We start from the raw sequence: 22575 nt of genomic DNA, 5'->3' as shown, positions 1-22575 counted from the left end.
CCCACTGTGTCATCGCCGTCGGCGGCACCGCGCCCCCGGTGAAGGCGGGACGCCCGGTGCGGCCGGACGGCGGCTGTGTCGTGGGACGCCGGGGCGGCTACCAGAAGAGGGCGTCCTTCGCGTTGTCCTGCCAGTAGGTGACGGTGGCGGTGCTGTTGAAGAAGACACCGCCCTTCGGCAGCTTCAGGGTCTTCTCCTTGTTGGTCCCGTTGGCCTTCTTGTTGGTGAAGTACACGCCGAGGGTCTTCGCCTTGGTGCCCCCTTCGCCGTCGGGGGTGGACGTTGTGATGCCCGCGTACGCGGACTGGCCGGGCTCGAGCGTCACCACGGCCTGCGGCGTGCTTTCCTCGGCCCACGCCAGCGGCGCCTGGGCGTCGGCGCCGGCCCTCAGGTAGGGGGCGTAGTAGGCGTAGCAGGTCCTGCTGCCCGTGTTGGTGGCCTTGAGCAGCAGGTGGTTGATCGGACGGGACACCTTGGTGACGGTCAGCTTGGTGTTCGCCGTGGTGCAGGTGACGGCCGAGGGGGCCTTCTTGGTGGCGGCGGAGGCGGTCTGCTCGGCGGCCTGGAAGCCGACGAGCGCGAGGGCGGCGGCGACGACCATGGAGGAGGCGGCTGCGCGGGAGACGAAACGAGTGGCGATACGCATGAGTGGACTACTTTCTCCCAATATCGGGAAGATGATCTTCTGTTTGTGGGCTGTGCCGGTCGGTCTTGTCCTGGTCGTGCTGCGTGTGGTGTGCGAGGGCGCGCCGGAAGTGCGCGCCATGAACGCGGAATGGAATGGAGGACCGTGGGGGCGGCTGACGAGACCGTCGGCTCTGGCGAAACGGTCACGCATGAACAGTTCGGCGCACTTCGACATCGACTTCGACATCGGCTTGGACGGCCAGGAGTTGAGCCCTCACCTGGACGGTTGACCCATCGCACGGCTCAGGGGCACAGGGACACCGATGCGTGACAGGCGCGGCTCCGTTTCCAGGGCGGCAGGCCCTACTGTGATCCCCGTGAGGCAGGCAGGCGCCGGGAAGGATGATCGGCGATGACGCCCCTGAACACCGGGGACCCGGAGTCCATGGGCGGGTACACCCTTCTCGGTGCCCGAGGGGCCCGCGAGGCCGTGAACCGCGCCCGGGCGACACCGACTGTCACATGGTCCAGTGCCCTTATTTCCGTCCCGCCCCGTTGATAGGTTTTCACCAGATCAACGGCCGCGGCGATGCCCTCAACACTGGTCGCGAGCATTTCCGTTCCCTGCGTCATGGCCATGGATTCCCATTCCCTTCCCGCGACAGCGTCAAGAGGCAAGCGGAGGGAATTTGAGCGTGACAAGGGCGTCCGCGCAGTGCTCGTTGGCCTGGTCCGACAGCTGCAGCACCCGCTTGTTGGTCGGGGTTGCCTCGCCCTTCGCCTTCATGGCCGCCAGCGAGTGGTAATTCGAGATGGGGGCGGCGAGGTATCCGTCCTTGAGCTGCGCCCTGCCCTGCTGCGCAGTCCTCTCCCACTTCTCGATGCCTGCCTTGTCGCTGGGGATGTCCTTCGCGGAGTCGACCAGTTGCTGCGCCATCTCGCAGTCGGCCTTGGACGCCTGGCTGGGCTCGTTGCGCTCCTGCCACCAGAAGTATCCGGCCCCCGCCGCGACCACCGCGGAAAGGAGCAGCGCAACCGCGCCGAAAACAATTCCCTTGTTCTTGCGGGGGCTTGCAGCAACAGTCATGACGACCTCCGGGAATTTCTTCCGAGTTGTTTGTCGACCGTTCGTCGATCAACACGGTCAATTCTCGAAGACCGGGCAGCTCGGCACATCGGCTCAGAACCTGATCTCCGCGCCGTGCCCCTGCAACCGGAGGGGAAGGCGAGACTACGACCACAGTCGCAGTCCGGCCTCCTCCCGCCGGTGGCGGTCAGCCCGCGGGGGCCACGAGGCCGGAGTCGTAGGCGAAGATGACGGCCTGCACCCCGTCGCGCAGGGCCAGTTTGGTGAGGATCTTTCCAAAGCGGGCCTTCACGATCGCCTCCGCGATGAACAGCCGGGAGGCGATCTCGTTGTTGAACAGGCCCTCGGCGATCAGCTCGAGGGCCTCTCGTTCGCGTCCGGTCAGCAGATCCAGCCGCTCGTCAGGGCGGGACGAAGGCGCCATCTTGCCCGCGAACCGGTCCAGGAGCCGGCGGGTGATGCGCGGGGCCACGACGGACTCGCCGGCCGCCACGACACGGATCGCCGCCACAACTCCGGCAAGGTGTTCTTCAGCAGGAAGCCGCTCGCTCCGGCCTGCAGCGCGGCGAAGGCGTCCTCATACCCATGGTCGATCCGGGAGTCGGCTGAGCCGCTTGATCGCCTCCACTCCGTCCATGACGGGCATGCGGATGTCCACGATGACGACATCCGCCTTGGTGCCCGCCAGCACTGCCGGCTTGTCGGCCTGTCGGCTCACCGGCAGCTTCGCGTCGACCTGCCAACCCGCACCCAGGCGCGGCCCGGCGGTGAACCTACCGCCGGACACCTCCACACGCTCCCGCATGCCCACCAGGCCGTTCCCGCCGGTGCCCAGGTCCGCAGCGGGCCGGGGCCGGCCAGCTTGCCGGCTCCGTCGTCGACCACACCGATCACCACCACGTACTCGTCGAACCTCAGGCTGATCGTGACCTCCGCGCCGGCACCGGCGTGCCGCAGCACATTGGTCAGACTCTCCTGCACGACCCGCAGAACGGTGAGTTCGTCCGCGACTGCAAGCGGCTGACCCGCTGCCCCTTGCTGTCAACCGTGACGTTCAGCAACGCTGCATCGGACATGGACGGACTGGACGGCACCCCAGCGGTCTCCCTTGATTTCGCATGGCGACACGGCCTCGACGCATCGAGCAGGGCAATGCCGTCGTGCGCCGAGGCGGGCCTCGAAGCCGAGTTCCACGTGTGGCGACATCATCGAGTTCGGCCAGCAGAAGCGGCGACGAGATCAGGAGCCCCTCAGCCGTGATCGCCTCGTGGACGCAGTGTGATCCGGATGCAGCACATCCAGGATGACAAGCAGCCCAACGCGTCGGCGACGACGATCACACAGTTGTTCCGGAGTCCGGTCCCCGACGGACCGCGGCCCCCTATCGCTGAGGACAGAGTCCTCTTCTGCGACAAGAGGAAAATTCTTGCACGCATGGTGATGACGCGGATACATTCTGCACCTTGAGCGACTTGCTCGATGTCCTCGCGTTGTGTGGAACGGCTCCTCGGCCGGAGGTAGTTGGTCGAGTCGAGCAGCCGGGCCGCTTCCCGTGCAGGAGGCACGACGGTCACGTCTTGCCTGCCTTCAGACGGTCGGCGTGTGGCTCGACGGCACCAGACATCCCGGAGCAACTACGCCGCGGATCGACACGGGTGGAGGTCGGCGGCTTGCATGTCCGCGCTCTCGCTCGGTCGGGCGCTCGCGTCCGACAGACAGACGCAGACGTGCCGATGCCCCGCATCGGCCCCGGCTCACCTGGAGTGCTGTTCCATGCCCACGCGCCAACCAGACGCAGTCTCGATCACGCTCGCAGGGGACGAGATCTTCCTGATCACGGATGTCCTTCAACAGGCCGCCGCGGAATGCTCAGCCGACACGACACCCGACGCGCAACTCGACGATGGGGTCACCCTCGGCCGGCTGGCCGTCCACTGGGTCGGCATCGTGGAACGGCAACCCGACCACGAAGCCGCCTCCCTCGACGTCGGCGGTACCAACCTGGTGACGGTGCCGCAGAGCCGGGAAGCTTGGTACCAAGTCCGCGCAGCGCTCAGCGACCACGCCGCACAGGTCTCCCGCTCCGCGGAGCTCGACGAACTCACGAAGCATGAGGCACTCCGAGAACAGGCGCACAGCGCACTGCTCCTGGCGGACAGGATCGCTGAGGCGACACATGGTTGGTGATTCCATGAACGCCAGTGCCCCCGTGGCGTCATCCGACTCGGGATCGGCCAACGTCTCCGCCGTCGACATGGAGGGCGGGTGGCAGCCCGCGAAGTGGCCCCTGCCCCGCGTCGCCGCGGTTGACAACTTGGCCGCCGCTCTCTCCAGCCGAGGATTCACCGATGGGGTCGTCCGCGTCCTCTCCCATGCGGCCGTACGACCGGACGAGCTGCGACGGAAGCTGACTGATCCGGCCGAACTACGGGTTCAGGGTGGCACTTTGCTCATCGTCGAGACTCGCCTGTGGTCCGCTGCCGTGGTGCCACACCCGGCCAATCCCCGGGAGTACGGCCGCCGAAGCTACGCGTTGGGCGGGGCAGCCGTGAACCTACGCGTGCTGCCCGAGCCGACAACGAGCCGGGAGGGACTCGCGGAGCTGGAGATCCTGGTGGACAGCCCCAGTACGCTCGCACAGCGCCTGGAGGATGCCCAGGGTCGGCTGGCCAAGGAGAATCCGCTCGGTGAGGACGTCGCAGTGGATGGCGTGCTGCAGCCTCTCACCGTCGTCCCTATGACGGTGCGTCACCGCGACGGATACCGTTCGGCTCCCTTGCTGATCGCGGCCGACGGCTCGAGCCGTATCAGCGCGGTGCACGATCTCCTCGGCTACGCACCCTCGAAGGTCGCGTACGAGTGGAGCAGCGACAGCCGACTGTTCCGGAGAGAGGTCAACCGGTGGATCCGGCTGGTCCAGAAGCTGGGCTGGGAGAACCTCAGCGACTCGGAGCAGCAGAAGGTCCGCGTCCTTACCGTGCCCACCCGTGTGGTGATCGGGTTCCGGCCCAACGAGCGGACGAACCTCCCCTTCCACACCGCCGTCCGGAACTTCATCGGCCTGACCCACATCCGCCCTCCGAAGCCCTACGGCTCGGCGGTGGAGAACGAAGCCAAGGCCGACGCCGTGCTCGACACCCTCGCCCAGCCCACGCGTGCCCGGCCCGCCCGCATCACCGAGCTTGAGAAGCAGTGGTTCGCCGGGGCGGTAACCCATGAGGAGGCCATCAACGAAGGTTTCAGCCCGCACCGCGACGTCCGGGCAGCGGAGCTCCTCCGCGCCGTGCTGGGCAGTAGCGCCAGACGGCGCGTCAACGACGGCATCCGCTCCCTGACCGCCAAGCAGAAGCCCACGCGAGAGGACCGGGTTGACATCGCCGTCGAGTTGATCATCCGCCCGTACCGCACCGAGATGAACGATCTTGTTCAGTTTGTCCGGCCGCGCCGCGCGGTCCTCCAACGCGCCTACAGACTGAAGGAGATCGACCAGCACCTGACGGCCGATCTGCGGCTGGAGGGGACGGCCCACGATGATGCGTCGCTGGAGCGTCTGCGTGACGATGCCCTGGAGGAAGTGGAGTACGGACTCGGTGACAACGGAGAACTCGGGTCGGCACAGACCGAACTGGCGGTGAAGGCTTGCTACTACATGGCGGTCGCGGATCCCATGGCGTTGCAGCGTGAAGTATTCGGGGGGACTGGCTACGAGGACGACCGCAGCCCGGCGACCGTCCTGCGCGCCATGTTGTCCCGTAGCCGCGGCGTTCATCAGGCGTACGAGGTCGTACGGGCCGGCCGGCGCGGTGAGAGACTTTACGAGGTCGATGAAAAGGGGGCGCGGGTCTTCTCATCCGGGGGCGAGCCGCGCGAACTGACCGATGCCCTGGTACGCCACGCTTACAACGGCGAGTCGACCACGGACTTTCCCTCAGCCGCTGGCTTCACAGCGGCGAGTCGCCACTGGGCGGACGTGCGAGCGAAGGTCGAAGAGTTGACGAAAGCAGTGGAAGCCATGGCAGTCATCCCCGTCGATGAAGGGGGACGCAGCCTCGTCGAAAGGGACGGCTGGGACGACGCACAGATCGCGGAGCTGCGGCGGAGACTCGACCGGAGCGACCGCAAGCTGGCCACCTGGGCGGACACGTACGACTTCAACAGACAAGCTGCTCAGGAGCAGGCGGACGAGGACCAGACGTCTGACAAAACCCTCATGTAGAGATCCTCGCCGCACAGGAGAAGGCGGGGCGAGCCCCGGCCGCCACGCACTGTACCTGTCGGGCGGCAAGGCGCCTTAAGCGATGTCGTGGACGTTGTGCTCGGTCAGGTCGGACGCGTGCCGGGCGATGGCACGGTAGTCGGCGTCGTCGTGGAGGACGGCCAAGCCGTGGTGTGCCGCGGTGGCAGCGATCACGAAATCCACCGCCGAGGCACTTCGATGCTCCCCGGCCTGGGCCATACGGTGTTGCACCGCGCCGATCCAGCGCCCCGCGTTCTTCGGCACCGACACGTCAGGGTAGAGATCGGTGAACATCTCCGCGATCTCGTCGTACTCGCGTCCGTTCCGGGCGCTGTGGAGAAACTCGGTGCGTTGCACGTAGCAGGATGCGATGGCCTCAGCATCGATCGCGTCGTACCAGGCCGATTGCAGTTTTGCATCGCGGAGCAGCCGGACCAGGCCGGACGTGTCGAGCAAGTAGATCACCGGATGTGCTTCTCCGCCCGATGCAGGCGCTCGGCATCCTCGACGGCACCCCACTCACGCGCACGCTCGAAGTGACGGCTGATACGCGCCGCACGCTCCTGCTGCTCGGCATAGAAGTGCAGAGCGAGATTGACCGCCTCCTTCTTGGTCCTGACCTTGGCCAGGGCCATGGCGCGTTCCAGGGCGTCGTCATCGATGTCGATCTGGGTCACAGACATGTGGCACCTCCCGCACAATGTTGGTGATGTACATAGAAGAATACGTCACCAACATCGACGACGGCACGTCTGAGTGTCGGATCTTCAGTCGCAATGGCCACTCCAGAGCAGCCGGCAGGCGATGTGCGCCGGTCGGTGCGAAGCGCCGCGCACACGTACGACTCGGCCGCTGGTGGTGCCCGTGCCCAGAGCGTGCCCGTAGGAGCGGACAACCACGGTCGACAGCGGTGTGATCAGACCCGCACAACGGTGCCGACAGGACGAAACCGCGCAGGTCAGCAGCCGTCCGGCCATGCAAGCGCCGTCGCTTCCCAAGCTGAGAGCGCGAGTTCGATTCTCGTCACCCGCTCCAACAGGAAGGCCCAGGTCAAAGACCTGGGCCTTCCTGTTGGAGCGTTGGTCGCTGCTGGACTCAACTCCACAACCTCTGGTAACAAGCGTCTCAGGCGACGGTGTACTCAGCGTCCCCGAAGTCTGCAACTACGCGCAGTCGACCGCCCAGCGCTTCCACGTAGGCCCGGAGTGTCGCGACCTCCGCGCGATCCAGTTCACCGTGCTCGATCGCGGAAACCCGAGGTGCTGAGACCCCCATCGACGCGGCCACTTGGCGCTGAGTCAGCGCCTGTTCACGCCTGACCTCCGCGAGCTTGTGAGCACGCACTTCGGCGGTCAGCCGGTCCATGGCCGCTTGCTTCTCCTGAGCTGACCGCACCGGCAACCGGGCGGCCGCACGCCGCTCGCGCGCCTTGCGCTTGGTTTCCTCCCAGCTAACGGTGCTCATTCGTACTCCCTGGTTTCAAGATCGGCCAGATGTGTCCGGTACCGCTCCTCAGCAAGCGGAATGTTGATGTCGTACCAACGCTGCCAGTTCCCGGCCTTGTCACCGGCCACCAGCAATACTGCCCGGCGCACCGGATCGAAGGCGAAGAGGATGCGGATCTCGCTACTCCCGGATGATCCTGGCCTCAACTCCTTCAGGTGATGATTCTCAGCACCCTTGATTCGATCGACCAGTGGACGGCCGAGCGTTGGGCCCGTGGCCGCCAGCATGTCGATAGCGTCTTCTACCTGTTCAGCGCTGTCCCAGTCCTCTTCGGCCAGTGCCTCGAACCACGCCGCGACCTCCCCGACAAGGACCACTTCCCATTGAGCCACGGCCGTCATGTTAATGCAAGCGTTAACCTCGCCGCGGTGATCTGCGGACTCAGGGCCAATGCTCGGACCAGATGCCGGCGGGCTCGGACAGGCCGCGCTCGTTGCGGGGCCCATATGGGTAGGCCGCGAGGCGGACGTAGGCGCTCGTCGGGAGGGCCGGCGGCCGGTTTGACGAGACCGGAGCGGAGCGCACCACAAGCGCACCAGATCGAGCGGGGAACAGCGGGGAACCACGGTGAAAGCGACCGAGCCGACGAAGCCGCGCCACGGCCGTTCACCCCGGTCAGCGCCTGGACCGGTCCCAAATGATCGCAGCTTCCCAAGCTGAGAGCGCGAGTTCGATTCTCGTCACCCGCTCTTGAGAGAAACCCCAGGTCAGCGGCCTGGGGTTTGTTTGTTGTCAAGAGCGGGTTGAGTGTCGCTCTTCACCATCCATGGGCGGGACACCGGCCCAGCCCGCCATCAGCCAGAGCCAGTAGGCCGGTTCGTGTCGGCCGATGCACCTGGCAGGTTCCGGTGGTCGTCCGTCGCAGTCCAGTTCCGTAGTGTCGTAACTGCTCCCACCGCGGCGAAGCACAGCCCTGCCGTCGTACCGAATGCGCCCCCCGCGTAAAGGATCAAGTCAGCGATGCCCGTGCCGGTCGCGTGCTTCAGAGCGGCAACGCACACTGCGACCAGCGTGGAGAAGAGCACGATAACCAGAAGCCAGAGTGCCCAGGCGACGGACCGGGACAGGCGCGCGGGGTCGGTGGTGGTCATGATCGGGGCTTCCTTTCGCTGTCTCGAGAGGAGGGCGAGGCGCTCGTCAGCTGGTCGAGAAGCAGCCCTCGTGCCTGGGTGATGGCTGCCGCCAGTTCCCGGTGGGCATCGGACCGCTCCCCGAGGAGCATCAGCAGTTCGGCGATCTCCTGCTGCACGTCGAGGAGAGGAAGCAGGACTTCCTGGCGTCCCAGTGCGTCCTTGGTGATGAACGGAGCCGCAGTGGCGGCCGCTCGATCCCTGACCCAGTTCACGGCGTCCGGACGGCTCAGCACGGCGAGCAGGTAGTGGGGCAGGACCCCGGCGTCGTGGCGGCAGCGGAGCCTGATCACGTTGGAGCTCATGAGCCACCCCGTCTGGTCCCCCCACACCATGGCCGGCGGCCCCATGGCTCCCGAGCGGACACAGACGATGTCACCTGGCACGAGCCGGTAGCGCGTCAGCCGTTCTGCGAGCTCCGGCGAGACGCGCTCGTCGGCGCTGTCGGTCACCCGCCCGTCCCGCAGGTGCTTGGGGAAGACGACCGGCACCACGCCGTACGGAGTCCGGTCCCGCGGCGCCAGCAGCGCGTGCGACGGGCCGGTCTGGATCTCACACAACTCCGCAAGCGTGGCCCTGCGCCGAGGCGCCTGACGCACCCGGTCGGTCTCCAGCTCGGCGCGCAGGCCGACGGTGCGCTCGTCCAGGTCGGCGCATCTCTCCCTCAGCCACGACACCTCGGCCCAGGCTTCCGCCTCCGCCATACCGGCCGTGCCGGAGTCCAGGGCCGACGACCGGCCGATGTGGTCGATCGGATTGAGCGAGTAGTCGTTGCGGCGCAGCGCCTCCCTGTCGACGCGCGCGCCGGGTACGGTCGCCGGAGCAGGGTCGTCCGGTCGGGCAGGTCCTTCCCGCGGGCTGAGAGCCAGGTACGAGTCGAGGACGGCTTGGACGTCGTCGTAGGCGAGCACCCTCCGCCCGCCGCGCCGCATGACGCCCAGGTCACGCGCATCCAGGAACAGGACATGGTCCCCGGCGTCGGCCGGGTGCCGCAGCAGCCACACGCACACGGGTACCGAGGTGCCGGAGAAGAGTTTGTCGGGCAGCGCGACAACGCACTCCACGACACCCTGCTCCACCAGTGCCCGACGGATCGCCCGCTCCGCCGCGTTCCCGGAGTTGCCCGCCTTGTTCGGCATGACCACCGCCGCGCGCCCGCCCTCGGCCAGGACGGACAAGGCGTACTGGGGATAGGCAAGGTTGTCGTTGCCTACCGGAGGAGCCCCATAGGGCCAGTGCCCGGTGCGCGTGGTCTCCTGCGAGGTGTCCTTCATATTGAAGGGCGGGTTGGTGAGAACCAGATCAACCGGCTCCTGGGGCCACTTCTCCTCCCAGGGCCGCCCGCGGGTCTTCAGCTGGAGGGCGAACGGGACTCCGCGCAACGCCAGGCCCATGCTGGCCAACGACAACGTCACCCGCTTCGGCGTCTGTCCCAGCAGCCTGGGCAATGGAGCGTCGGCGGCGCCGGGCCTGCGTCTCGCCCACATGGCGGTGTCGGCTGCCGCGCCGAGGAGTTCCCCACCACGGAAGTACGGGTCGTACACGCTGCTCGGGGAGCTTTTCCTGGCCGCCAGTCCCAACGCCGCCATCAGGCGCGCCACCGGGAGCGGTGTGAAGAACTCCCGGCTGCGCAGCTGCGCGCGCTCCTCGTAGTCCTCGATGAACAGCTGGAAGGCATGAGGGCCGAGCGCACCAACCAGTCGGACGACCTGCGCGAGGTCCTGGAACCGCCGGGGCTCCAGGCGAGCGAGTGCATCCTGCATCTCGGGCAGCGATCCCATGCCGCGAAGCACCGCATCCGTTTCCGAGCCGACAAGCTTGAGCAGGGCGATGCTGGACCGCGGCTCGGCACCGGTCGTGACATACGCCTGCACCTTCTGCCAGCAACCCGGCCTCGTCTCCCGCAGGAAGAGCAACGCGGCAAGCAGGCTCAGATAGGCGACCGCCTGGTCCGCACCTCCCACCCGCTCGGCCAGGGGCCCCATGAGCTTGCGGACGATCTCGCCATCCCGTGGATCCGGCCTTTCCCTGGGAGCTGGCGTGAGCCCGGCGTGCTGTCGCGCTGTCCCCTCCTGTGCGACGGAGGTGCCCGGCCCGTGCCGCCGCGCCCGGTCCCCGTAGGTGGTGCGCTCGCCCTCCCCCGGTGCCCGGCGGTGCGACGGCACCCGTCTTCCGTCGAGCCAGCCGAGGACCTCGGCCTCGTTGAAGTAGTCCTGACCAGCGGTACGCCGGGGGGTGGGGAAATCCGCCGCCCGCCTCTCCCATGTGGTGACCGCCACGCGTGTCACGCCTGCCATGGCCGCGATCTCCGTACGCGTCAGAAGGCGATCGCCGTCCAGCATGCCCGTGCTGTTCTTCATGCCACGTCCTGTCCCTTCGAAGTAGCCCTGGATGGCCGTTCGTTGGGCATGAGCCTAGGCTGGTCGTCGCGCTGGTGTCCTATGAGTACTTCAAGTACTCAGATCGCTACACTTGGCACGCCAGGGAGCGAGCCAAAAGAAAGACGCCACGATTATGCATATTGCCGGTCTCTATCCTCGCCGCCGACACCGGTTTGCGGCCCGAGGATGCATGAGGGTTAACACTTCGAGATGTGCAGCGGCAGCTTGGGAGGTACCGGCCCCGGGCGCGACGATGCCCTTCGGAAGGGATGCCGGCACGGGAGTTTCGGCTCATGACCACCAGGCGTGGGCAGGCGTATATAATTGATGGGTCCTGATATATCCCAGGAGGTGTAATCGATGACCCGCACCGTGATCGACCTTGATGACCAGCTGGTCGCGGAGGTGGCCAAGGCCCTCGGTACCAGCACCAAGAAGGAGACAGTGAACACCGCGCTGCGCGAGGTGCTGGAGAACCGGCGGCGCGCCCTGGCGCTCACCCGCCTGCGGGCGTCGGCGGAAGAGGGCGCCTTCGACCTCGACCTCTTTGAGAACAAGGGGAACTACCGCCGGTGAACGCCGCGCAATACCTCATCGACACCAGTGCGCTCGCCCGACTGCTGCGCGGCGATGCCGAGCAGTACGGATGGGACCAGGCGGCAGCCGCCGGGCTCATCGCCACCTGCCCCATCACCGAGCTGGAGTTCTTCTACAGCGCGCGTTCCCCTGCCGACCGCGCACAAGGCATCGAAGACATGCGCCTGCTCTTCGGCTGGGTGCCGGTCGACGACCGCGCCTACGACCGCGCCTGGCGGGTCCAGGAGGTCCTCACCCAGCGCGGACAGCACCGCAGCGCCGGGGCCGTCGATTTGGTGGTGGCCGCCACGGCGGAGTTGCAGGGGCTGACCCTCCTGCACCGTGACCGGGACTTCGAGTGCATCGCCGGCGTCACCGGCCAGGCACTCCAGTGGTACGGCCCGGAAGCCGGCAAGTGAGCCAGGGCCCGGCGTCGGCTACTCCGAGGAAGCGCGACAGCCGATCCTGTGACAGGCGCGGCGCACCTTTGCCGGGACGCCTGTGCGCTCACAAAGGCTCGCCGAGCTGGACCTTCGAACCAGCCGAGTCAAGCGCAGAGCCAGTGCCACAGGCCCTCTGCTCGTCGTCCTTCAGAGCCCACGCCCACGGCATGCCCGTAACAGCGGACAACCACGGACGACAGCGGCGCGACCAAGCCCGCGCAACCACGCCGGCACCTCGTATCCGCGCAGGTCAGCAGCCACACAGCCGCGCAAGCGCCGTCGCTTCCCAAGCTGAGAGCGCGAGTTCGATTCTCGTCACCCGCTCCCCTGCGAACCCCCGGGCCATGGGCCCGGGGGTGCTTGTTGTCTAGACCAATTGGCGGAGTGCAGGGTGCGCACCACATCCCCACATACCCGGCGCCCCGGCTTCACCCCAGCGCGGACTTCACCAAAGAGGCCGCGGCCTGCATGCCGGCCTCGTTCGGGTGGTAGGTGGTCCGTCCCGAGGCCGGCTTGTACTTCTCCACCCACGGGTCGGCTGCGCAGGCGTCGTGGCCGTGGCTGGCGGTGGCGAGGCGGACCAAGGTCGCCCCGGTGTCGTTCGCCGCGGAGATGTACGCCTGTGCCAGGCGGACGGAGACGCTGCGCTCGAACACCCGCTGGTCGGCGGTGAGCGGTACACCGGTGCAACCACCCGTGTCGGGCAGCATGGTGGAGTAGCTCACCAGGAGGACACGTGCCTGCGGGGCCTTGGCGTGGACAGCGTTCACGACGTTCTCGATCCGCTGGCCCACCGCACCGAGGGCGGTGTTGATCGCGGCCTGGTCCACGGTGCCGCAGTTCGTGCCGCCGCTGTTCTGGCAGGAGTACGTGACCATGCTTCCCAGGTAGTTGACGTCGTTGCCGCCGATGGTGATCGTGACCAGGTCGGTCCCGCTGTTCACGGCGTTGATCTGTGGCGGCTGCGAACCCTGGTTGGTGGTGAGGATGTTCGCCGTCGTGGCGCCGCTACAGGTGACGTCCGTCAGGTTCGCCCCGATGTCACGGGCCACGATGCTCGCGTAGTTGTTGTCCGACCGCGCGCACGCCGCCGCCCCGCTGCTCGACTGCAGCGGCGGGATGCTCGGGCCCGCGGCGAACGAACTGCCCATCGCAACGTAGTCGAGACCGTCCGCCGTGATCGGGGCGCTCCCCGCCTGAGCGGACTTCGCGGTGACCGAGTCGGCGGCCGGGTCCAGTTGGGCCTTCGACTGCCGGCTGGAGCCGTCCGCTGTGGAACTGCCGCCGCAGGCCGTGAGGGTGAGGGCACCCATGACCAGGGCCGCACAGGCCATCAGGGCGTTTCGTCGGGGTGTGTACGTAGCCACAGGTTGCTCCTGTCTTCATGGTTCATGAGGCGTGGTCCGCTCCGGTGCTGTCAAAGGAGAGAACGCAGTGCCGCATGTGGTTACCGGTGAGACCACGTCATGGCTGTCGCGTGACAGAACCAGGACATCCGGAGGGCTGATGTTCGCCTGCTGTGACTCATGCGCAACTCACGCTCAGGGATGGGGTGTTCAGACCATGTGGCCGCTCAGGTGTCACCGGTTGGTGGCGTCGCTCATCGACTGCTGCCAGTACGTGACCTTGATCGAGTCGTCGATGTGGGCGCCCCCGGCAGGCAGCGACGGGTGGGCGGCGGTCCGTGGCTTCCGGGTCTGGACGGCGTGACGGCGGTGGTGCCGGCCGGGCCGGCACCGGTCGCGCTCACCTCAGCACCCCACCGCTCGCACCCGGGCTGTCGGACCCAGGACCGGCCATCGGAGACGGGTCGTGGTCTCGGACATAGACGGTGACTCGCGCCCCGTTGACGCGGGTTGTTCCGTACTCGCGGAAGTGGCGCCGCAGGGTGCTCGTTTTCGCTTCCTCCTGCGGATTGGTCGGCGAGTGCGCATCCGTCGGGCCGCGGACCGCGACGATCCGGTCGAATTCCAGCATGCGTGCCGCTATTTCCTGGGCGGGAAGCTCGACACCTGCAAGTGTGTTCGACGAAACGGGGTCCTGTGCCAGGGCGAGATCCGTAAGGAAACGGGTGTCCTCGGGGTTGGCCGCAGTCAAGATCCGGTGCCGGCCGGAGAGATAGAGCAGCCCGTCGCCGGGACGGCCTTCCTTGCGTACGGTGGCGCCGATGGCGGTGACGTCATTGCTCCGGCTCTGGGGCGTCCTCAGCGAAAGGCTCGGCTGGACGAGCGCGGCCAGTACGGCAACCGCCGCGATCCACGAGTTGCGGGAGGACCGCTGCCGCCGGTGGAAGTGATCCATCCAGGCGCCCAGCAGCAAGGCGATTCCGATATTGCTGTAGAGCACATACCGGTCGACGAAAAGGGGCTTGACCAGTGAGGCGATCAGCAGCAGAAGGCCCGGAAGCACAAGAATCGGCACAGCGAGCGCGGAGAGCCGCACGGGCCCCTTCACCCCCAGAGGCGCTCGGGCACACGCCACGCCCACGACCGCCACAACCAGGAGATGACGAAGCCGCACCGGTCCGCCGATCCAGGACACCTGCCCCGACTGCCCCGCACTGCGGATCGCCAGCGGCAACAGCCCGGCCACGACGCCCGCGGCAGCCACACTCCACGCCCTCAGCACCGGTCGTGGAACACGGGAGACGACCAGGGTGACGCCGTGTGCAACCAGGGCGAGGACCGCGAACTCATGGAGCAGACAGGCCAGCAGCATGGTGGAGCCATAGACCGCCCACCGCCACCGGGCGCGATGCGGGACGCTGACCACGAACGCATAGGTGGCCCAGGTGACCAGGGCACAGACCATGGCATACGAGCGGCCTTCCTGCGCGTACTTCTGTACCTGGGGAAGGAGCGGAAACACCAGCCCGGCCAGCAGCCCGGCACGGGGTCCCGCCAGGCGTAGCGCCAGCAGCCCGACTCCGCTCGCCGCCACGGACATGGCCAGCACGGACGGCAGCCGCAACGTCAGCAGCCCTCCGCCGAAGAGATCGAAGATCTCGTGCATCACGGCGTAGTAGAGGGCATGGACCAGATCAACATGCTGGGCGGTGAGCCATATCTGCGAAAGATCGCGGTGCGCGAGCTGCCAAGTGACGGACTCGTCCCCCCACATGGTGTTCTTCCTGCGGATACCCCAGAGCCCCAGAGCGATGGTCAGCGACAAGGGCGCGAGGACGACAACGGCTTCGGCCGGGCCCGGTGATGGTCGACGGGCGGGTACGGGTGGAGAAACCGTCCTGGCCACGGCGGTGGCACGTTGATCAACGGACATCGGTGGCAGGGCCTTTCAGCGGTGGCGAAGAAACCCCGCCAGCGTGCCCGGACCTCGTTGACGGGAGGCTGACCCAACCTGACCGGCCGATCAGGAAGGCGGGCCGGCGCTGTGCGAGGCTGCACCGCATGCGCATCCTGGTGGTCGAAGACGAGGTGGACCTTGCCCGCACCCTGCACACCGGTCTGACCGCCGAGGGCTACAGCGTCGACCTCGCCCATGACGGCCGGCAGGGACTGTGGATGGCCCGGACCGGCGAATACGCCCTGGTCGTACTGGACTTGATGCTGCCCGGACTCAACGGCTACAAGGTCTGCGCCCAGTTGCGCCGGGAGGGCAACGCGACCCCCATCCTGGTACTCACCGCCAAGGACGGGGAGTGGGATCAGGCAGAGGCCCTGGACACGGGGGCCGACGACTACCTGGCCAAACCCTTCTCCTACGTGGTGCTCGTCGCACGGCTGCGGGCCCTGGTCAGACGAGCGGCCACGGTCGCACCGCCCGTCCTTGCCGTGGGCGACCTCTCGTTGGATGTCGCCGGCCGGGTCTGCCGCCGGGCCGGAGCCCGGGTGGAACTCACCCCTCGGGAGTTCGCCGTCCTTGAGCTGCTGGCCCGCCGGGCGGGCCAGGCGGTCTCCAAATCGGATCTGCTCTATCACGCGTGGCCCGACGAGGCCCTGGACCCCAACCTGGTCGAGGCGCGCGTCAGCGCACTGCGCAAGAAGGTGGACTCCGCGTTCGGCCGGCGGTCCCTGCAGACCGTACGGGGTACCGGCTACCGCCTGGTGGACGACCGTGAACGCGGCTGAGCCACGACGCCGCTGGTGGCCGCGTTCGGTACGGGCCGGCGCGGCCCTGGCCGCCGCCTCGACCGCCGCCGTCATCCTGGCCGGCATCGGCTGGTGGGTCCACCACGACGTCTACCACCAGAGCACGCAGATCGCCGAAGACCAAGCCAAGGAACAACTCTGGTCTCTCTGTGACAAGTTGGAGCAGGGTGTCGTTCCCGACTCCACAAGCTCTGTGCCGTACGAGGTCGTCGCGACCGGCCGGCGCACCGCTGTCGCCTACGGCGGGGGCATGGACGACTTCGCTCCCGGCACCCACCACGTGATGCCCGCCCCGCCGACAGCCTTGAGGGCCGAGCTCATCACCACCGTCCGCCTGCCTGCGAACCCCGCCTACGACCCCAGTGACAAATTCTCCGTAGCCGGCGGGACCAACCAGGTCATAACATCAGATATCCAGGCCGATGACCTGGGCAATGACAAAGCCGCCGCTCTGGGCGTCGCCGCCGACGCCAACCTGCGGGTCTATGTGGTGGTGCTCCCGCACACAGCCGAGGCAATCACCGAGACCACCGACCGCCTGCTGCTGCGGGCCGGGCTCGTGAGCCTCGTACTGATCGCCGCCGCCGCCTACTTCGCCGTCCGAATCGCGCTGCGGCCGGTCGAAGCCATCCGCGTCCTCACCGCCTCGGTCACCGCGAGCGACCCCCGCGAACGCGTCACCGTCCCCGCCACGGGACACGAGATCACCGCCCTGGCCACCACCATCAACAGCACCCTCCAGCGCCTCGACGACGCCGCCGCCCGGCAACGCCGCTTCGTCGCGGACGCCGCCCACGAACTACGCAGCCCCCTCACCACACTGCTGGCCAGCCTGGAAGTCGCGCTCGCCTACCCGGAACGCACCGACTGGCCCGCCGCGGCCACCACCGCAGCCCGACAGACCCGCCGCCTCCAGGCCCTCGCCGAAGACCTGCTGCTCCTGGCCCGCCTCGACACCCGCACCCCCATGGCCGGCCCCGAAACCGTCGACCTGACAGCCCTCGCCTCCCGGCTGACCGAGCAATACCCCCTCACCGAACGACCGTTGACCCTCACCTGCGACAGCACCGCCCCCGCACACGCACACGGAAACCCCGACGAATACGAACGGCTGCTGCGCAACCTCATCGACAACGCCGCCCGCCACGCCGCACACCGCATCCGGATCACCATCCGGAACCAGGACGACTGGATCGTCCTCACCGTGCACGACGACGGACCGGGCGTGCCCACCGAGGACGCCGAGCGCATCTTCGAACGCTTCGTCCGGCTCGACGACGCCCGCTCCCGCGACCACGGCGGCACCGGCCTGGGCCTCGCCATCGCCCGCGACCTGGCCCACCGTCACCGAGGCACCCTCACCCTCACCCTCACCCCCCGGCCCCTCGGAGCATGCTTCCAGCTACGCCTTCCCCGAGCGAACTCCTGAAGCGGGTGTCGCAGGTTCGAATCCTGCCGGGAAAACCTTGAATGAGGTGTCCGAAGACCCCGCCATCATCGCTTTTGCTGAGACGGGGTCTTCGCGTATGTGCAGGCGTGTGCCGCTCGGAGCGGCTGTATGTCGGGGGCTGTGGACGAGGCACGCCCCTAGTCGGCGGTGACCCCCCAGTAGCCGATCTGCACGGGCCTACCGTCGCGGTAGAGCACTGTGCAGTTCCCTTGGGCGCGGCCTGGGAAGTCCAACCGCTCGGAGTCGAGAGCGGCGTCCCACTCGTCGTAGGTGGGCCGGCCGTGAGGAGCCCACGCACGCACCTCGCTGTCGGTCAGCGGCCGCATGAACGGGCCGTCGTCGGTGTCCGCGGCCTCGATCATGAGAGGGAAGTCCAGCACGGTGCCGGTGCCACCGGTGAAGACGTACTCCTGCCACTCCGGGTCGCGCCAGAGTTGCTCGACGGACCGTCCCCCGAAGCCGCGGTTGTCCCGCGCCAGCTCATCTTCCTGGGCCTGCCGGAACGCGGCCGCCAAATCACGCTGATAGGGGCCCGTGTGGGTCCATGCGTTGCCGCCCATCCGCGTCCTCTCTCCATTCGAATTGTTTGTTCAAGGGCGGAGCGTAAGAGACGACACTGACGACACTGACAGGGCACCCCGCCCCGACGATGGTCACACCCTGGAGCCCACCCATAGATCCCGCAGGGAAGGCCGGCAATTCGCTGAGACGCACCGGCTCAGGCCCGACTCCAAGCCTGGCGATGGCGAGCGACGCCGTACACCTGCTCAACCTGCTCAGCTGTCAGCACCCCCGAGTGTTGGCGCTCCAAGACCGTTGATGGCCTTGACACTTAAGGTTGCAGCATGGCTGACGACGATCGCTCTGTTGACCTCGATCCGCGTGTTCTGCAGCCATTGCGACGTGCGCACTGCGGGCAGGATCGAGGGCACGCTCAGGATTGACGATGTGGACGACTACGGTGCCCTGATCGAGCTGATGCTGCTGCACGGTCTGCTCGCGGCCTGGGGCCGCGCCGACGACAACCCCCGGTTCATCCAGTCCCGCCACGAGGAGATGTCGGCTTTTGAAGCCGTCGGCTACGCCAAGCTCGACCACGTGCCCGTCGTCGCGATCTTCGGCCAGACCAACCGCAGCGCCATGGGCGGCTCCTACCAGCAGGAGGTCGACCTGCTGAGCCTGTACAAGGATGTCGCCTCCGACTTCTGCGAGATGGTCACCGTCCCCGAGCAACTGCCCAACGTGCTGGACCGGGCGATGCGCACCGCGATGGCCCGCCGCTCGGTCACGGCCGTGATCATCTCCGCCGACGTGCAGGAACTGGACTACTCCCCGCCCGGGCACGCCTTCAAGATGGTCCCGTCCAGTCTTGGCATGGCGCACTACGCTCCGGTGCCGGCCGACGCGGACCTCGCCCGGGCCGCCGCTGCCTCCGTCCTCCAGGGCGACAGCGACCGCACCGGCATGGTCAAACAGGGCTTCAAGGCCAAGGTGCAGGAGTTCCTGCCCGGCCACCGCCACCGCGCCGACCGACCCGGCGCCCAGGACGACACGTGAGCGACACACGGGGACGTCACGGGCTCGGCTTGCAAGGCCCGTCTGCTCGGTCTGCCCCTCGTGCGCCTGCCGGACGCGGCCCAGGTCGAGGTGCCCGTCCACGGCAGCGGCGGCTTCACCACCTCCGACGACGACCGGCAGGAACGCCGACTGCGCGGTCGGGTCGAGGAGGGGGCGTCCCACGCGTCGACATCATCGCCCACGGCAACTTCGACGACCGGTCGCACAGCCGTTCCTTCGAAGCCGCCCTGGCCCGCCACCCGGCCGCCGCCTCGGCCCTCGCGGCCGGTCTCGCCGCGACGGCGACGGCCGTGCTGACAAGGCGTGCCCGCATGTCGTCATGACCAGGACGCGCCGTCGCCGGCGGCCTCGCTGCGGTGCGGTTCCAGGCGGTCGACTGCCTGCTCGCTCCATGCCCGGATGACTGATGCCTGCTCGGGGGTCAGCGAGTCGAGGAAGTGACGGCGGATGTTGCCGCCGTGCACGAGGACGGCACTCTGGACGGCCCGGCGCCCCTCGGTGGTCAGTCCGATCCCGGCGCGGCGGCCATCGGCCCCGTACCGGGTGCGTTCGACGAAGCCGCGTTTTTCCATGCGCGTCAGCTGATGTGAGACGCGGCTCTTGTCCCAGTCGAGCGACTCGGAGAGCTCGCCGACACGCATCTCGCGGCCGGTGGCCTGCCACAGTGTCACCAGCACGCTGAACTCGGCCTTCGAGATGTCGCAGTCACGCTGTAGACCACGCTCCAGTTCCCTGGTGAGCAGGCGCTGCGCCCGCATCCAGGTATCCCAGAACTCCCACTCCTCGGGTTCCAGCGATCCAGTCTCCGTCATATTGCCGAGGATACCGCGACCAGCGGAGTTGTCACTTCAACTCTTTCCGATCTAGAGTTGTCGCGTCAACTCTCCCGGAAGGAAGACCATGCCGCTTCGCATCGCACTCATCCTCGGAAGCACCCGCCCCGGACGCCGCGGCGACCAGATCGCCGCCTGGGCCCTGGAGGCCGCCCGCGCCCACGGTGGAGCCGACTATGAACTCATCGACCTCGCCGACCACGAGCTCGGCAACCTCGACGAGCCCGGCAACCCGAACTTCCAGCAGTACCAGCACGACCACACCCGCGCCTGGGGCGCACTCATCGACAGCTTCGACGGCTACGTGTTCCTCGTCCCCGAGTACAACCACTCCTACCCCGGAGCCCTGAAGAACGCCCTGGACTACGTCTACCGGGAGTGGAACGACAAGGCCGCCGGGATCATCAGCTACGGCGGCTGGGTCGCCGGGGCCCGGGCCGCCGAGGCACTGCGGCTCGTCCTCGCCGAACTCCAGGTGGCCACGGTCCGCGCCCAGCCCACCATCTCGACGCGCCCCTCGTTCCACACCGGCGCCTTCGTCCCCCAGGAGGGCCTCGACACCGCCGTGGGCGGCATGCTCGACCAGGTGATCGCCTGGTCCGGCGCACTGCGCGGGGTGCGCCAGGCCAAGACGCAGACGACCACGGCTGCATGAGACCCGGCTCGTGGCCGATCACGTGAGAGGACGTGGCGAGCCGACGGACGCCGCATGGGAGGCGCTGAAGCCCCTACCGGCAGGCCGACCGGACAGCCGCTGCCTGGCTGTCCTGAAGCGCTTCGGGCGCCTGCTCCCGGGCCCCGGTGGGAGCTAGGCTCAGCCGATGACCTTGGAATGGCAAAATGTGATTGTGCACTCGGCGGATCCGGAGGCCCTGGGGCAGTGGTGGGCCGAGGCTCTTGGCTGGGTTGTGGTCCACACCTCTGACGTGGAGTTCGCGATCCGCCCGGAGCCGGATCGCCGTCCGGGGTTGGAGTTCGTCCGCCTTGACGAGCCCAAGAAGGCCAAGAGCCGGCTGCATCTCGACTTCGTACCTGATGATCAGGACGCCGAGGTGGCCCGCCTCGAGGCTCATGGCGCACAGCGTGTCGACATCGGTCAGGGTGACCAGCCGTGGGTGGTCATGGCAGACCCCGAAGGCAACGAGTTCTGTGTCCTTGGCCGACGACCTGACACCAGCGCCTGACAGGGGGCTCCTGCGAAAAATCCGTCGAATGACGCCGGCTCTCAGGCACCCCAGTTCTTGGCGTTCTCCTGTAGGTGGTCGGCGAGTTCGGGCGGTTGGAGTCCGAGCGCTCTCACGGCTGACGCGTCCCACGCGACTCGCACCGGCGAGAAGTCGCCGGTGTCGGGATCGTCGAGTTCAGGGCCGCTGCGGCGGTTCAGATCCATGTCCAGCACGTCGGCGCGAAAGTAGTGCTGAACGACGGTGACCTTTTCGCCCGGCTCGGTCAAGGTCAGGAACTCGGTCGCGGGGCCGATCGTGGCGCCGATCTCTTCCATCACTTCGCGGCGCAGGGCCGCTTCGAGGTCGGCGTCGTCAGCTTCGACGCCCCCGCCGACGGTTGTGTAATAGGGGGCTCCGCCCGGCCATCCTCGGCGCAGGAACACCAGATGGCCGTCGTCGAGCAAGACCGCACGAACATTGTGACGGACCTTCATATGCGTGACGATAGCGCGCCCACCACGGCCGGCGGCCTCAGTCCTGCCCTCACGGTGTTCGAGTGCCCTCGAGATCTCCGGCTGTGGTTACGGCCGTTGCGGATCACCGGCCCGTGTCGTCGTCACCGCTCCGCCCGGCCTCCGGCTCCCTGGTGAGCCGGGTCGCAAGGTGGTAGACGACGGTGACGTCCTGGTATTCCTGACCGGGGGTGACCGGGGCCGGCAGGTGGGCGCGGTCGCTGTGGCTCGTCGACTGCCGATTCCCGGTGCCGGGGAAGCGGACGACTGTCTGGGGTTCCTGCGTGAAGCGGAGCCGTTCGGCGCGGACCGTCGACCGGAACAAGATGTCCCCCACCGGGCTCCCGGCTCCCGACCCTCGCGTTCAGGGCGGCTCCTCCGGCTGCCTGGCGGTACGTGGGCGACTGGACCTTGGCGGCAGCTTCCCGTCCTCTCCGCGCACCCGGCGCGTGCGGGTGCCGCCTGGACTCCGACCGACCCGGCCCCGCTCTCTCTCCGCGCCCTTGCGCGCCGGAGGCGGCTCGGTCGACTCCGCCGGCTCGGCCGGTTCAGCGGTGGCGTTCGCCGTCTCAGCTGCGTCCGCAACGGCGTGGCCGCCGTCCCGTACCGTGTCGCCTGCCGCTTCCGTCACACCCGCGGCCTGTCCGGCCACGCTCCCGGCGATGCCGCCCACCGTCCCGCCGGCGCTTCCGACGGTCCGGCTCGCCTCATGGCCGATGTCCTCCACCGCGCGCCCGGCACCACCGCCCACGTCCTGAACGGCCCGCCCGGCTCCCTGGCCGACATCCTGCGCCACGGAGCCGACGCCCCGGCCCACGTCCTGGACAGCGGCCCTGGCGCCCTGCCCCACGTCCTGAACGGCCCGCCCGGCTCCCTGGCCGACATCCTGCGCCACGGAGCCGACGCCCCGGCCCACGTCCTGGACAGCGGCCCTGGCGCC

28 protein-coding genes and 1 pseudogene are annotated in these 22575 nt (G+C 68.0%); 11 read left to right on the top strand and 18 right to left on the bottom strand.

The annotated features are described in order from the left end of the window. Positions 1-97: 97 nt before the first annotated feature. A complete protein-coding gene (locus ABT057_RS23480) occupies positions 98-646 on the bottom strand; it encodes a DUF4232 domain-containing protein (protein ID WP_352345487.1) in 549 nt (182 codons plus the stop codon). On the opposite strand from ABT057_RS23480, the gene ABT057_RS23475 reads away from it, so the two are divergent. Further along, complete coding sequence (locus ABT057_RS23475; protein ID WP_352345485.1) at positions 633-917, top strand: hypothetical protein; 285 nt, start codon at positions 633-635, stop codon at positions 915-917. The two genes, ABT057_RS23480 and ABT057_RS23475, sit on opposite strands and share 14 nt — an antisense overlap. A gap of 377 nt (positions 918-1294) precedes the next feature. Here the strand turns inward: ABT057_RS23475 and ABT057_RS23470 are convergent, their stop codons facing one another. The 4 genes from ABT057_RS23470 to ABT057_RS23455 all read right to left on the bottom strand — a co-directional run bounded on the left by ABT057_RS23470 (position 1295) and on the right by ABT057_RS23455 (position 2674). Continuing rightward, positions 1295-1714 (bottom strand): flagellar basal body-associated FliL family protein, encoded by a 420-nt coding sequence (locus ABT057_RS23470; RefSeq protein WP_352345483.1) that lies wholly within the window; start codon positions 1712-1714, stop codon positions 1295-1297. 187 nt (positions 1715-1901) lie between these two features. After that, positions 1902-2225: a LuxR C-terminal-related transcriptional regulator gene (locus tag ABT057_RS23465; protein ID WP_352345481.1), complete on the bottom strand. Its 324-nt coding sequence runs from the start codon at positions 2223-2225 to the stop codon at positions 1902-1904. Between the two features lie 66 nt (positions 2226-2291). Then, the gene (locus tag ABT057_RS23460) at positions 2292-2519 is read right to left on the bottom strand and encodes an ATP-binding response regulator (protein ID WP_352345629.1); all 228 of its coding nucleotides are present in this window, start codon (positions 2517-2519) and stop codon (positions 2292-2294) included. Beyond that, a complete protein-coding gene (locus ABT057_RS23455) occupies positions 2429-2674 on the bottom strand; it encodes a hypothetical protein (protein WP_352345623.1) in 246 nt (81 codons plus the stop codon). The genes ABT057_RS23460 and ABT057_RS23455 overlap by 91 nt, the downstream gene beginning before the upstream one ends. An 813-nt stretch (positions 2675-3487) precedes the next feature. Between ABT057_RS23455 and ABT057_RS23450 the strand changes: the two genes are divergently transcribed. Next, complete coding sequence (locus tag ABT057_RS23450; RefSeq protein WP_352345479.1) at positions 3488-3901, top strand: hypothetical protein; 414 nt, start codon at positions 3488-3490, stop codon at positions 3899-3901. 4 nt (positions 3902-3905) lie between these two features. Then, positions 3906-5930: a hypothetical protein gene (locus ABT057_RS23445; protein WP_352345477.1), complete on the top strand. Its 2025-nt coding sequence runs from the start codon at positions 3906-3908 to the stop codon at positions 5928-5930. 75 nt (positions 5931-6005) lie between these two features. Here the strand turns inward: ABT057_RS23445 and ABT057_RS23440 are convergent, their stop codons facing one another. The 6 genes from ABT057_RS23440 to ABT057_RS23415 all read right to left on the bottom strand — a co-directional run bounded on the left by ABT057_RS23440 (position 6006) and on the right by ABT057_RS23415 (position 10947). Further along, entirely contained in the window at positions 6006-6416 is a 411-nt protein-coding gene (locus ABT057_RS23440) for a PIN domain-containing protein (RefSeq protein ID WP_352345475.1), read from the bottom strand. Beyond that, on the bottom strand, positions 6413-6634 hold the full coding sequence (locus tag ABT057_RS23435) for a type II toxin-antitoxin system VapB family antitoxin (RefSeq protein ID WP_352345473.1): 222 nt from the start codon (positions 6632-6634) through the stop codon (positions 6413-6415). Before ABT057_RS23435 ends, ABT057_RS23440 begins: the two co-directional genes overlap by 4 nt. Before the next feature lie 442 nt (positions 6635-7076). Beyond that, positions 7077-7415, bottom strand: coding sequence for an XRE family transcriptional regulator (locus tag ABT057_RS23430; RefSeq protein ID WP_352345471.1), 339 nt, complete (start codon positions 7413-7415; stop codon positions 7077-7079). Beyond that, on the bottom strand, positions 7412-7798 hold the full coding sequence (locus tag ABT057_RS23425) for a type II toxin-antitoxin system RelE/ParE family toxin (protein WP_352345469.1): 387 nt from the start codon (positions 7796-7798) through the stop codon (positions 7412-7414). Before ABT057_RS23425 ends, ABT057_RS23430 begins: the two co-directional genes overlap by 4 nt. A gap of 453 nt (positions 7799-8251) precedes the next feature. After that, positions 8252-8548: a hypothetical protein gene (locus ABT057_RS23420; RefSeq protein ID WP_352345467.1), complete on the bottom strand. Its 297-nt coding sequence runs from the start codon at positions 8546-8548 to the stop codon at positions 8252-8254. After that, complete coding sequence (locus tag ABT057_RS23415; protein ID WP_352345465.1) at positions 8545-10947, bottom strand: N-6 DNA methylase; 2403 nt, start codon at positions 10945-10947, stop codon at positions 8545-8547. The genes ABT057_RS23420 and ABT057_RS23415 overlap by 4 nt, the downstream gene beginning before the upstream one ends. Before the next feature lie 381 nt (positions 10948-11328). Here ABT057_RS23415 and ABT057_RS23410 point away from each other — a divergent pair, with 381 nt between their 5' ends. Together ABT057_RS23410 and ABT057_RS23405 are read left to right on the top strand one after the other, a co-directional pair. Further along, complete coding sequence (locus tag ABT057_RS23410) at positions 11329-11544, top strand: type II toxin-antitoxin system VapB family antitoxin (RefSeq protein ID WP_352345463.1); 216 nt, start codon at positions 11329-11331, stop codon at positions 11542-11544. After that, on the top strand, positions 11541-11963 hold the full coding sequence (locus tag ABT057_RS23405; RefSeq protein ID WP_352345461.1) for a PIN domain nuclease: 423 nt from the start codon (positions 11541-11543) through the stop codon (positions 11961-11963). Before ABT057_RS23410 ends, ABT057_RS23405 begins: the two co-directional genes overlap by 4 nt. A 452-nt stretch (positions 11964-12415) precedes the next feature. Here the strand turns inward: ABT057_RS23405 and ABT057_RS23400 are convergent, their stop codons facing one another. After that, the gene (locus ABT057_RS23400) at positions 12416-13354 is read right to left on the bottom strand and encodes an SGNH/GDSL hydrolase family protein (RefSeq protein ID WP_352345459.1); all 939 of its coding nucleotides are present in this window, start codon (positions 13352-13354) and stop codon (positions 12416-12418) included. A 379-nt stretch (positions 13355-13733) separates the two neighbouring features. After that, a complete protein-coding gene (locus ABT057_RS23395; protein WP_352345457.1) occupies positions 13734-15266 on the bottom strand; it encodes a glycosyltransferase family 39 protein in 1533 nt (510 codons plus the stop codon). 128 nt (positions 15267-15394) lie between these two features. Here ABT057_RS23395 and ABT057_RS23390 point away from each other — a divergent pair, with 128 nt between their 5' ends. Then, entirely contained in the window at positions 15395-16075 is a 681-nt protein-coding gene (locus tag ABT057_RS23390) for a response regulator transcription factor (RefSeq protein ID WP_352345455.1), read from the top strand. Next, entirely contained in the window at positions 16062-17525 is a 1464-nt protein-coding gene (locus tag ABT057_RS23385; RefSeq protein ID WP_352345453.1) for a sensor histidine kinase, read from the top strand. Before ABT057_RS23390 ends, ABT057_RS23385 begins: the two co-directional genes overlap by 14 nt. Before the next feature lie 158 nt (positions 17526-17683). Here ABT057_RS23385 and ABT057_RS23380 read toward each other — a convergent pair whose 3' ends face one another. Continuing rightward, on the bottom strand, positions 17684-18106 hold the full coding sequence (locus ABT057_RS23380; protein WP_352345451.1) for a hypothetical protein: 423 nt from the start codon (positions 18104-18106) through the stop codon (positions 17684-17686). A gap of 216 nt (positions 18107-18322) precedes the next feature. Beyond that, positions 18323-18478 (bottom strand): hypothetical protein, encoded by a 156-nt coding sequence (locus tag ABT057_RS23375; RefSeq protein ID WP_352345449.1) that lies wholly within the window; start codon positions 18476-18478, stop codon positions 18323-18325. A gap of 52 nt (positions 18479-18530) precedes the next feature. On the opposite strand from ABT057_RS23375, the pseudogene ABT057_RS23370 reads away from it, so the two are divergent. After that, positions 18531-19052: pseudogene (locus ABT057_RS23370) on the top strand (thiamine pyrophosphate-requiring protein); the annotation flags it as partial. Positions 19053-19441: 389 nt separating this feature from the next. Here the strand turns inward: ABT057_RS23370 and ABT057_RS23365 are convergent. Further along, complete coding sequence (locus ABT057_RS23365) at positions 19442-19936, bottom strand: MarR family winged helix-turn-helix transcriptional regulator (protein WP_352345447.1); 495 nt, start codon at positions 19934-19936, stop codon at positions 19442-19444. An 88-nt stretch (positions 19937-20024) separates the two neighbouring features. On the opposite strand from ABT057_RS23365, the gene ABT057_RS23360 reads away from it, so the two are divergent. Continuing rightward, positions 20025-20612 carry an NADPH-dependent FMN reductase gene (locus tag ABT057_RS23360; RefSeq protein WP_352345445.1) on the top strand — a complete coding sequence of 196 codons (588 nt, stop codon included), beginning with the start codon at positions 20025-20027 and terminating at the stop codon, positions 20610-20612. Between the two features lie 166 nt (positions 20613-20778). Next, positions 20779-21141: a VOC family protein gene (locus ABT057_RS23355; RefSeq protein ID WP_352345443.1), complete on the top strand. Its 363-nt coding sequence runs from the start codon at positions 20779-20781 to the stop codon at positions 21139-21141. A 41-nt stretch (positions 21142-21182) separates the two neighbouring features. Here ABT057_RS23355 and ABT057_RS23350 read toward each other — a convergent pair whose 3' ends face one another. After that, complete coding sequence (locus tag ABT057_RS23350) at positions 21183-21617, bottom strand: NUDIX domain-containing protein (RefSeq protein WP_352345441.1); 435 nt, start codon at positions 21615-21617, stop codon at positions 21183-21185. 103 nt (positions 21618-21720) lie between these two features. Beyond that, on the bottom strand, positions 21721-21972 hold the full coding sequence (locus ABT057_RS23345; protein ID WP_352345439.1) for a hypothetical protein: 252 nt from the start codon (positions 21970-21972) through the stop codon (positions 21721-21723). 372 nt (positions 21973-22344) lie between these two features. On the opposite strand from ABT057_RS23345, the gene ABT057_RS23340 reads away from it, so the two are divergent. Next, positions 22345-22575: hypothetical protein (locus tag ABT057_RS23340; RefSeq protein ID WP_352345437.1), on the top strand; the 231-nt coding region annotated here is incomplete at its 3' end.

This window comes from Streptomyces sp. NPDC002588 (assembly GCF_040295925.1).
Lineage (GTDB): Bacteria > Actinomycetota > Actinomycetes > Streptomycetales > Streptomycetaceae > Streptomyces.
This window is presented reverse-complemented; position numbering and strand designations above follow the sequence as displayed.

What these genes read in the sequence shown, in the direction of transcription:
- ABT057_RS23480 (WP_352345487.1), bottom strand. Translation starts at nt 646, where the DNA reads ATGCGTATCGCCACTCGTTTCGTCTCCCGCGCAGCCGCCTCCTCCATG.
- ABT057_RS23470 (WP_352345483.1), bottom strand. Translation starts at nt 1,714, where the DNA reads ATGACTGTTGCTGCAAGCCCCCGCAAGAACAAGGGAATTGTTTTCGGC.
- ABT057_RS23460 (WP_352345629.1), bottom strand. Translation starts at nt 2,519, where the DNA reads ATGCGGGAGCGTGTGGAGGTGTCCGGCGGTAGGTTCACCGCCGGGCCG.
- ABT057_RS23450 (WP_352345479.1), top strand. Translation starts at nt 3,488, where the DNA reads ATGCCCACGCGCCAACCAGACGCAGTCTCGATCACGCTCGCAGGGGAC.
- ABT057_RS23445 (WP_352345477.1), top strand. Translation starts at nt 3,906, where the DNA reads ATGAACGCCAGTGCCCCCGTGGCGTCATCCGACTCGGGATCGGCCAAC.
- ABT057_RS23435 (WP_352345473.1), bottom strand. Translation starts at nt 6,634, where the DNA reads ATGTCTGTGACCCAGATCGACATCGATGACGACGCCCTGGAACGCGCC.
- ABT057_RS23430 (WP_352345471.1), bottom strand. Translation starts at nt 7,415, where the DNA reads ATGAGCACCGTTAGCTGGGAGGAAACCAAGCGCAAGGCGCGCGAGCGG.
- ABT057_RS23425 (WP_352345469.1), bottom strand. Translation starts at nt 7,798, where the DNA reads ATGACGGCCGTGGCTCAATGGGAAGTGGTCCTTGTCGGGGAGGTCGCG.
- ABT057_RS23420 (WP_352345467.1), bottom strand. Translation starts at nt 8,548, where the DNA reads ATGACCACCACCGACCCCGCGCGCCTGTCCCGGTCCGTCGCCTGGGCA.
- ABT057_RS23415 (WP_352345465.1), bottom strand. Translation starts at nt 10,947, where the DNA reads ATGAAGAACAGCACGGGCATGCTGGACGGCGATCGCCTTCTGACGCGT.
- ABT057_RS23410 (WP_352345463.1), top strand. Translation starts at nt 11,329, where the DNA reads ATGACCCGCACCGTGATCGACCTTGATGACCAGCTGGTCGCGGAGGTG.
- ABT057_RS23395 (WP_352345457.1), bottom strand. Translation starts at nt 15,266, where the DNA reads ATGTCCGTTGATCAACGTGCCACCGCCGTGGCCAGGACGGTTTCTCCA.
- ABT057_RS23390 (WP_352345455.1), top strand. Translation starts at nt 15,395, where the DNA reads ATGCGCATCCTGGTGGTCGAAGACGAGGTGGACCTTGCCCGCACCCTG.
- ABT057_RS23380 (WP_352345451.1), bottom strand. Translation starts at nt 18,106, where the DNA reads ATGGGCGGCAACGCATGGACCCACACGGGCCCCTATCAGCGTGATTTG.
- ABT057_RS23365 (WP_352345447.1), bottom strand. Translation starts at nt 19,936, where the DNA reads ATGACGGAGACTGGATCGCTGGAACCCGAGGAGTGGGAGTTCTGGGAT.
- ABT057_RS23360 (WP_352345445.1), top strand. Translation starts at nt 20,025, where the DNA reads ATGCCGCTTCGCATCGCACTCATCCTCGGAAGCACCCGCCCCGGACGC.
- ABT057_RS23355 (WP_352345443.1), top strand. Translation starts at nt 20,779, where the DNA reads ATGACCTTGGAATGGCAAAATGTGATTGTGCACTCGGCGGATCCGGAG.
- ABT057_RS23350 (WP_352345441.1), bottom strand. Translation starts at nt 21,617, where the DNA reads ATGAAGGTCCGTCACAATGTTCGTGCGGTCTTGCTCGACGACGGCCAT.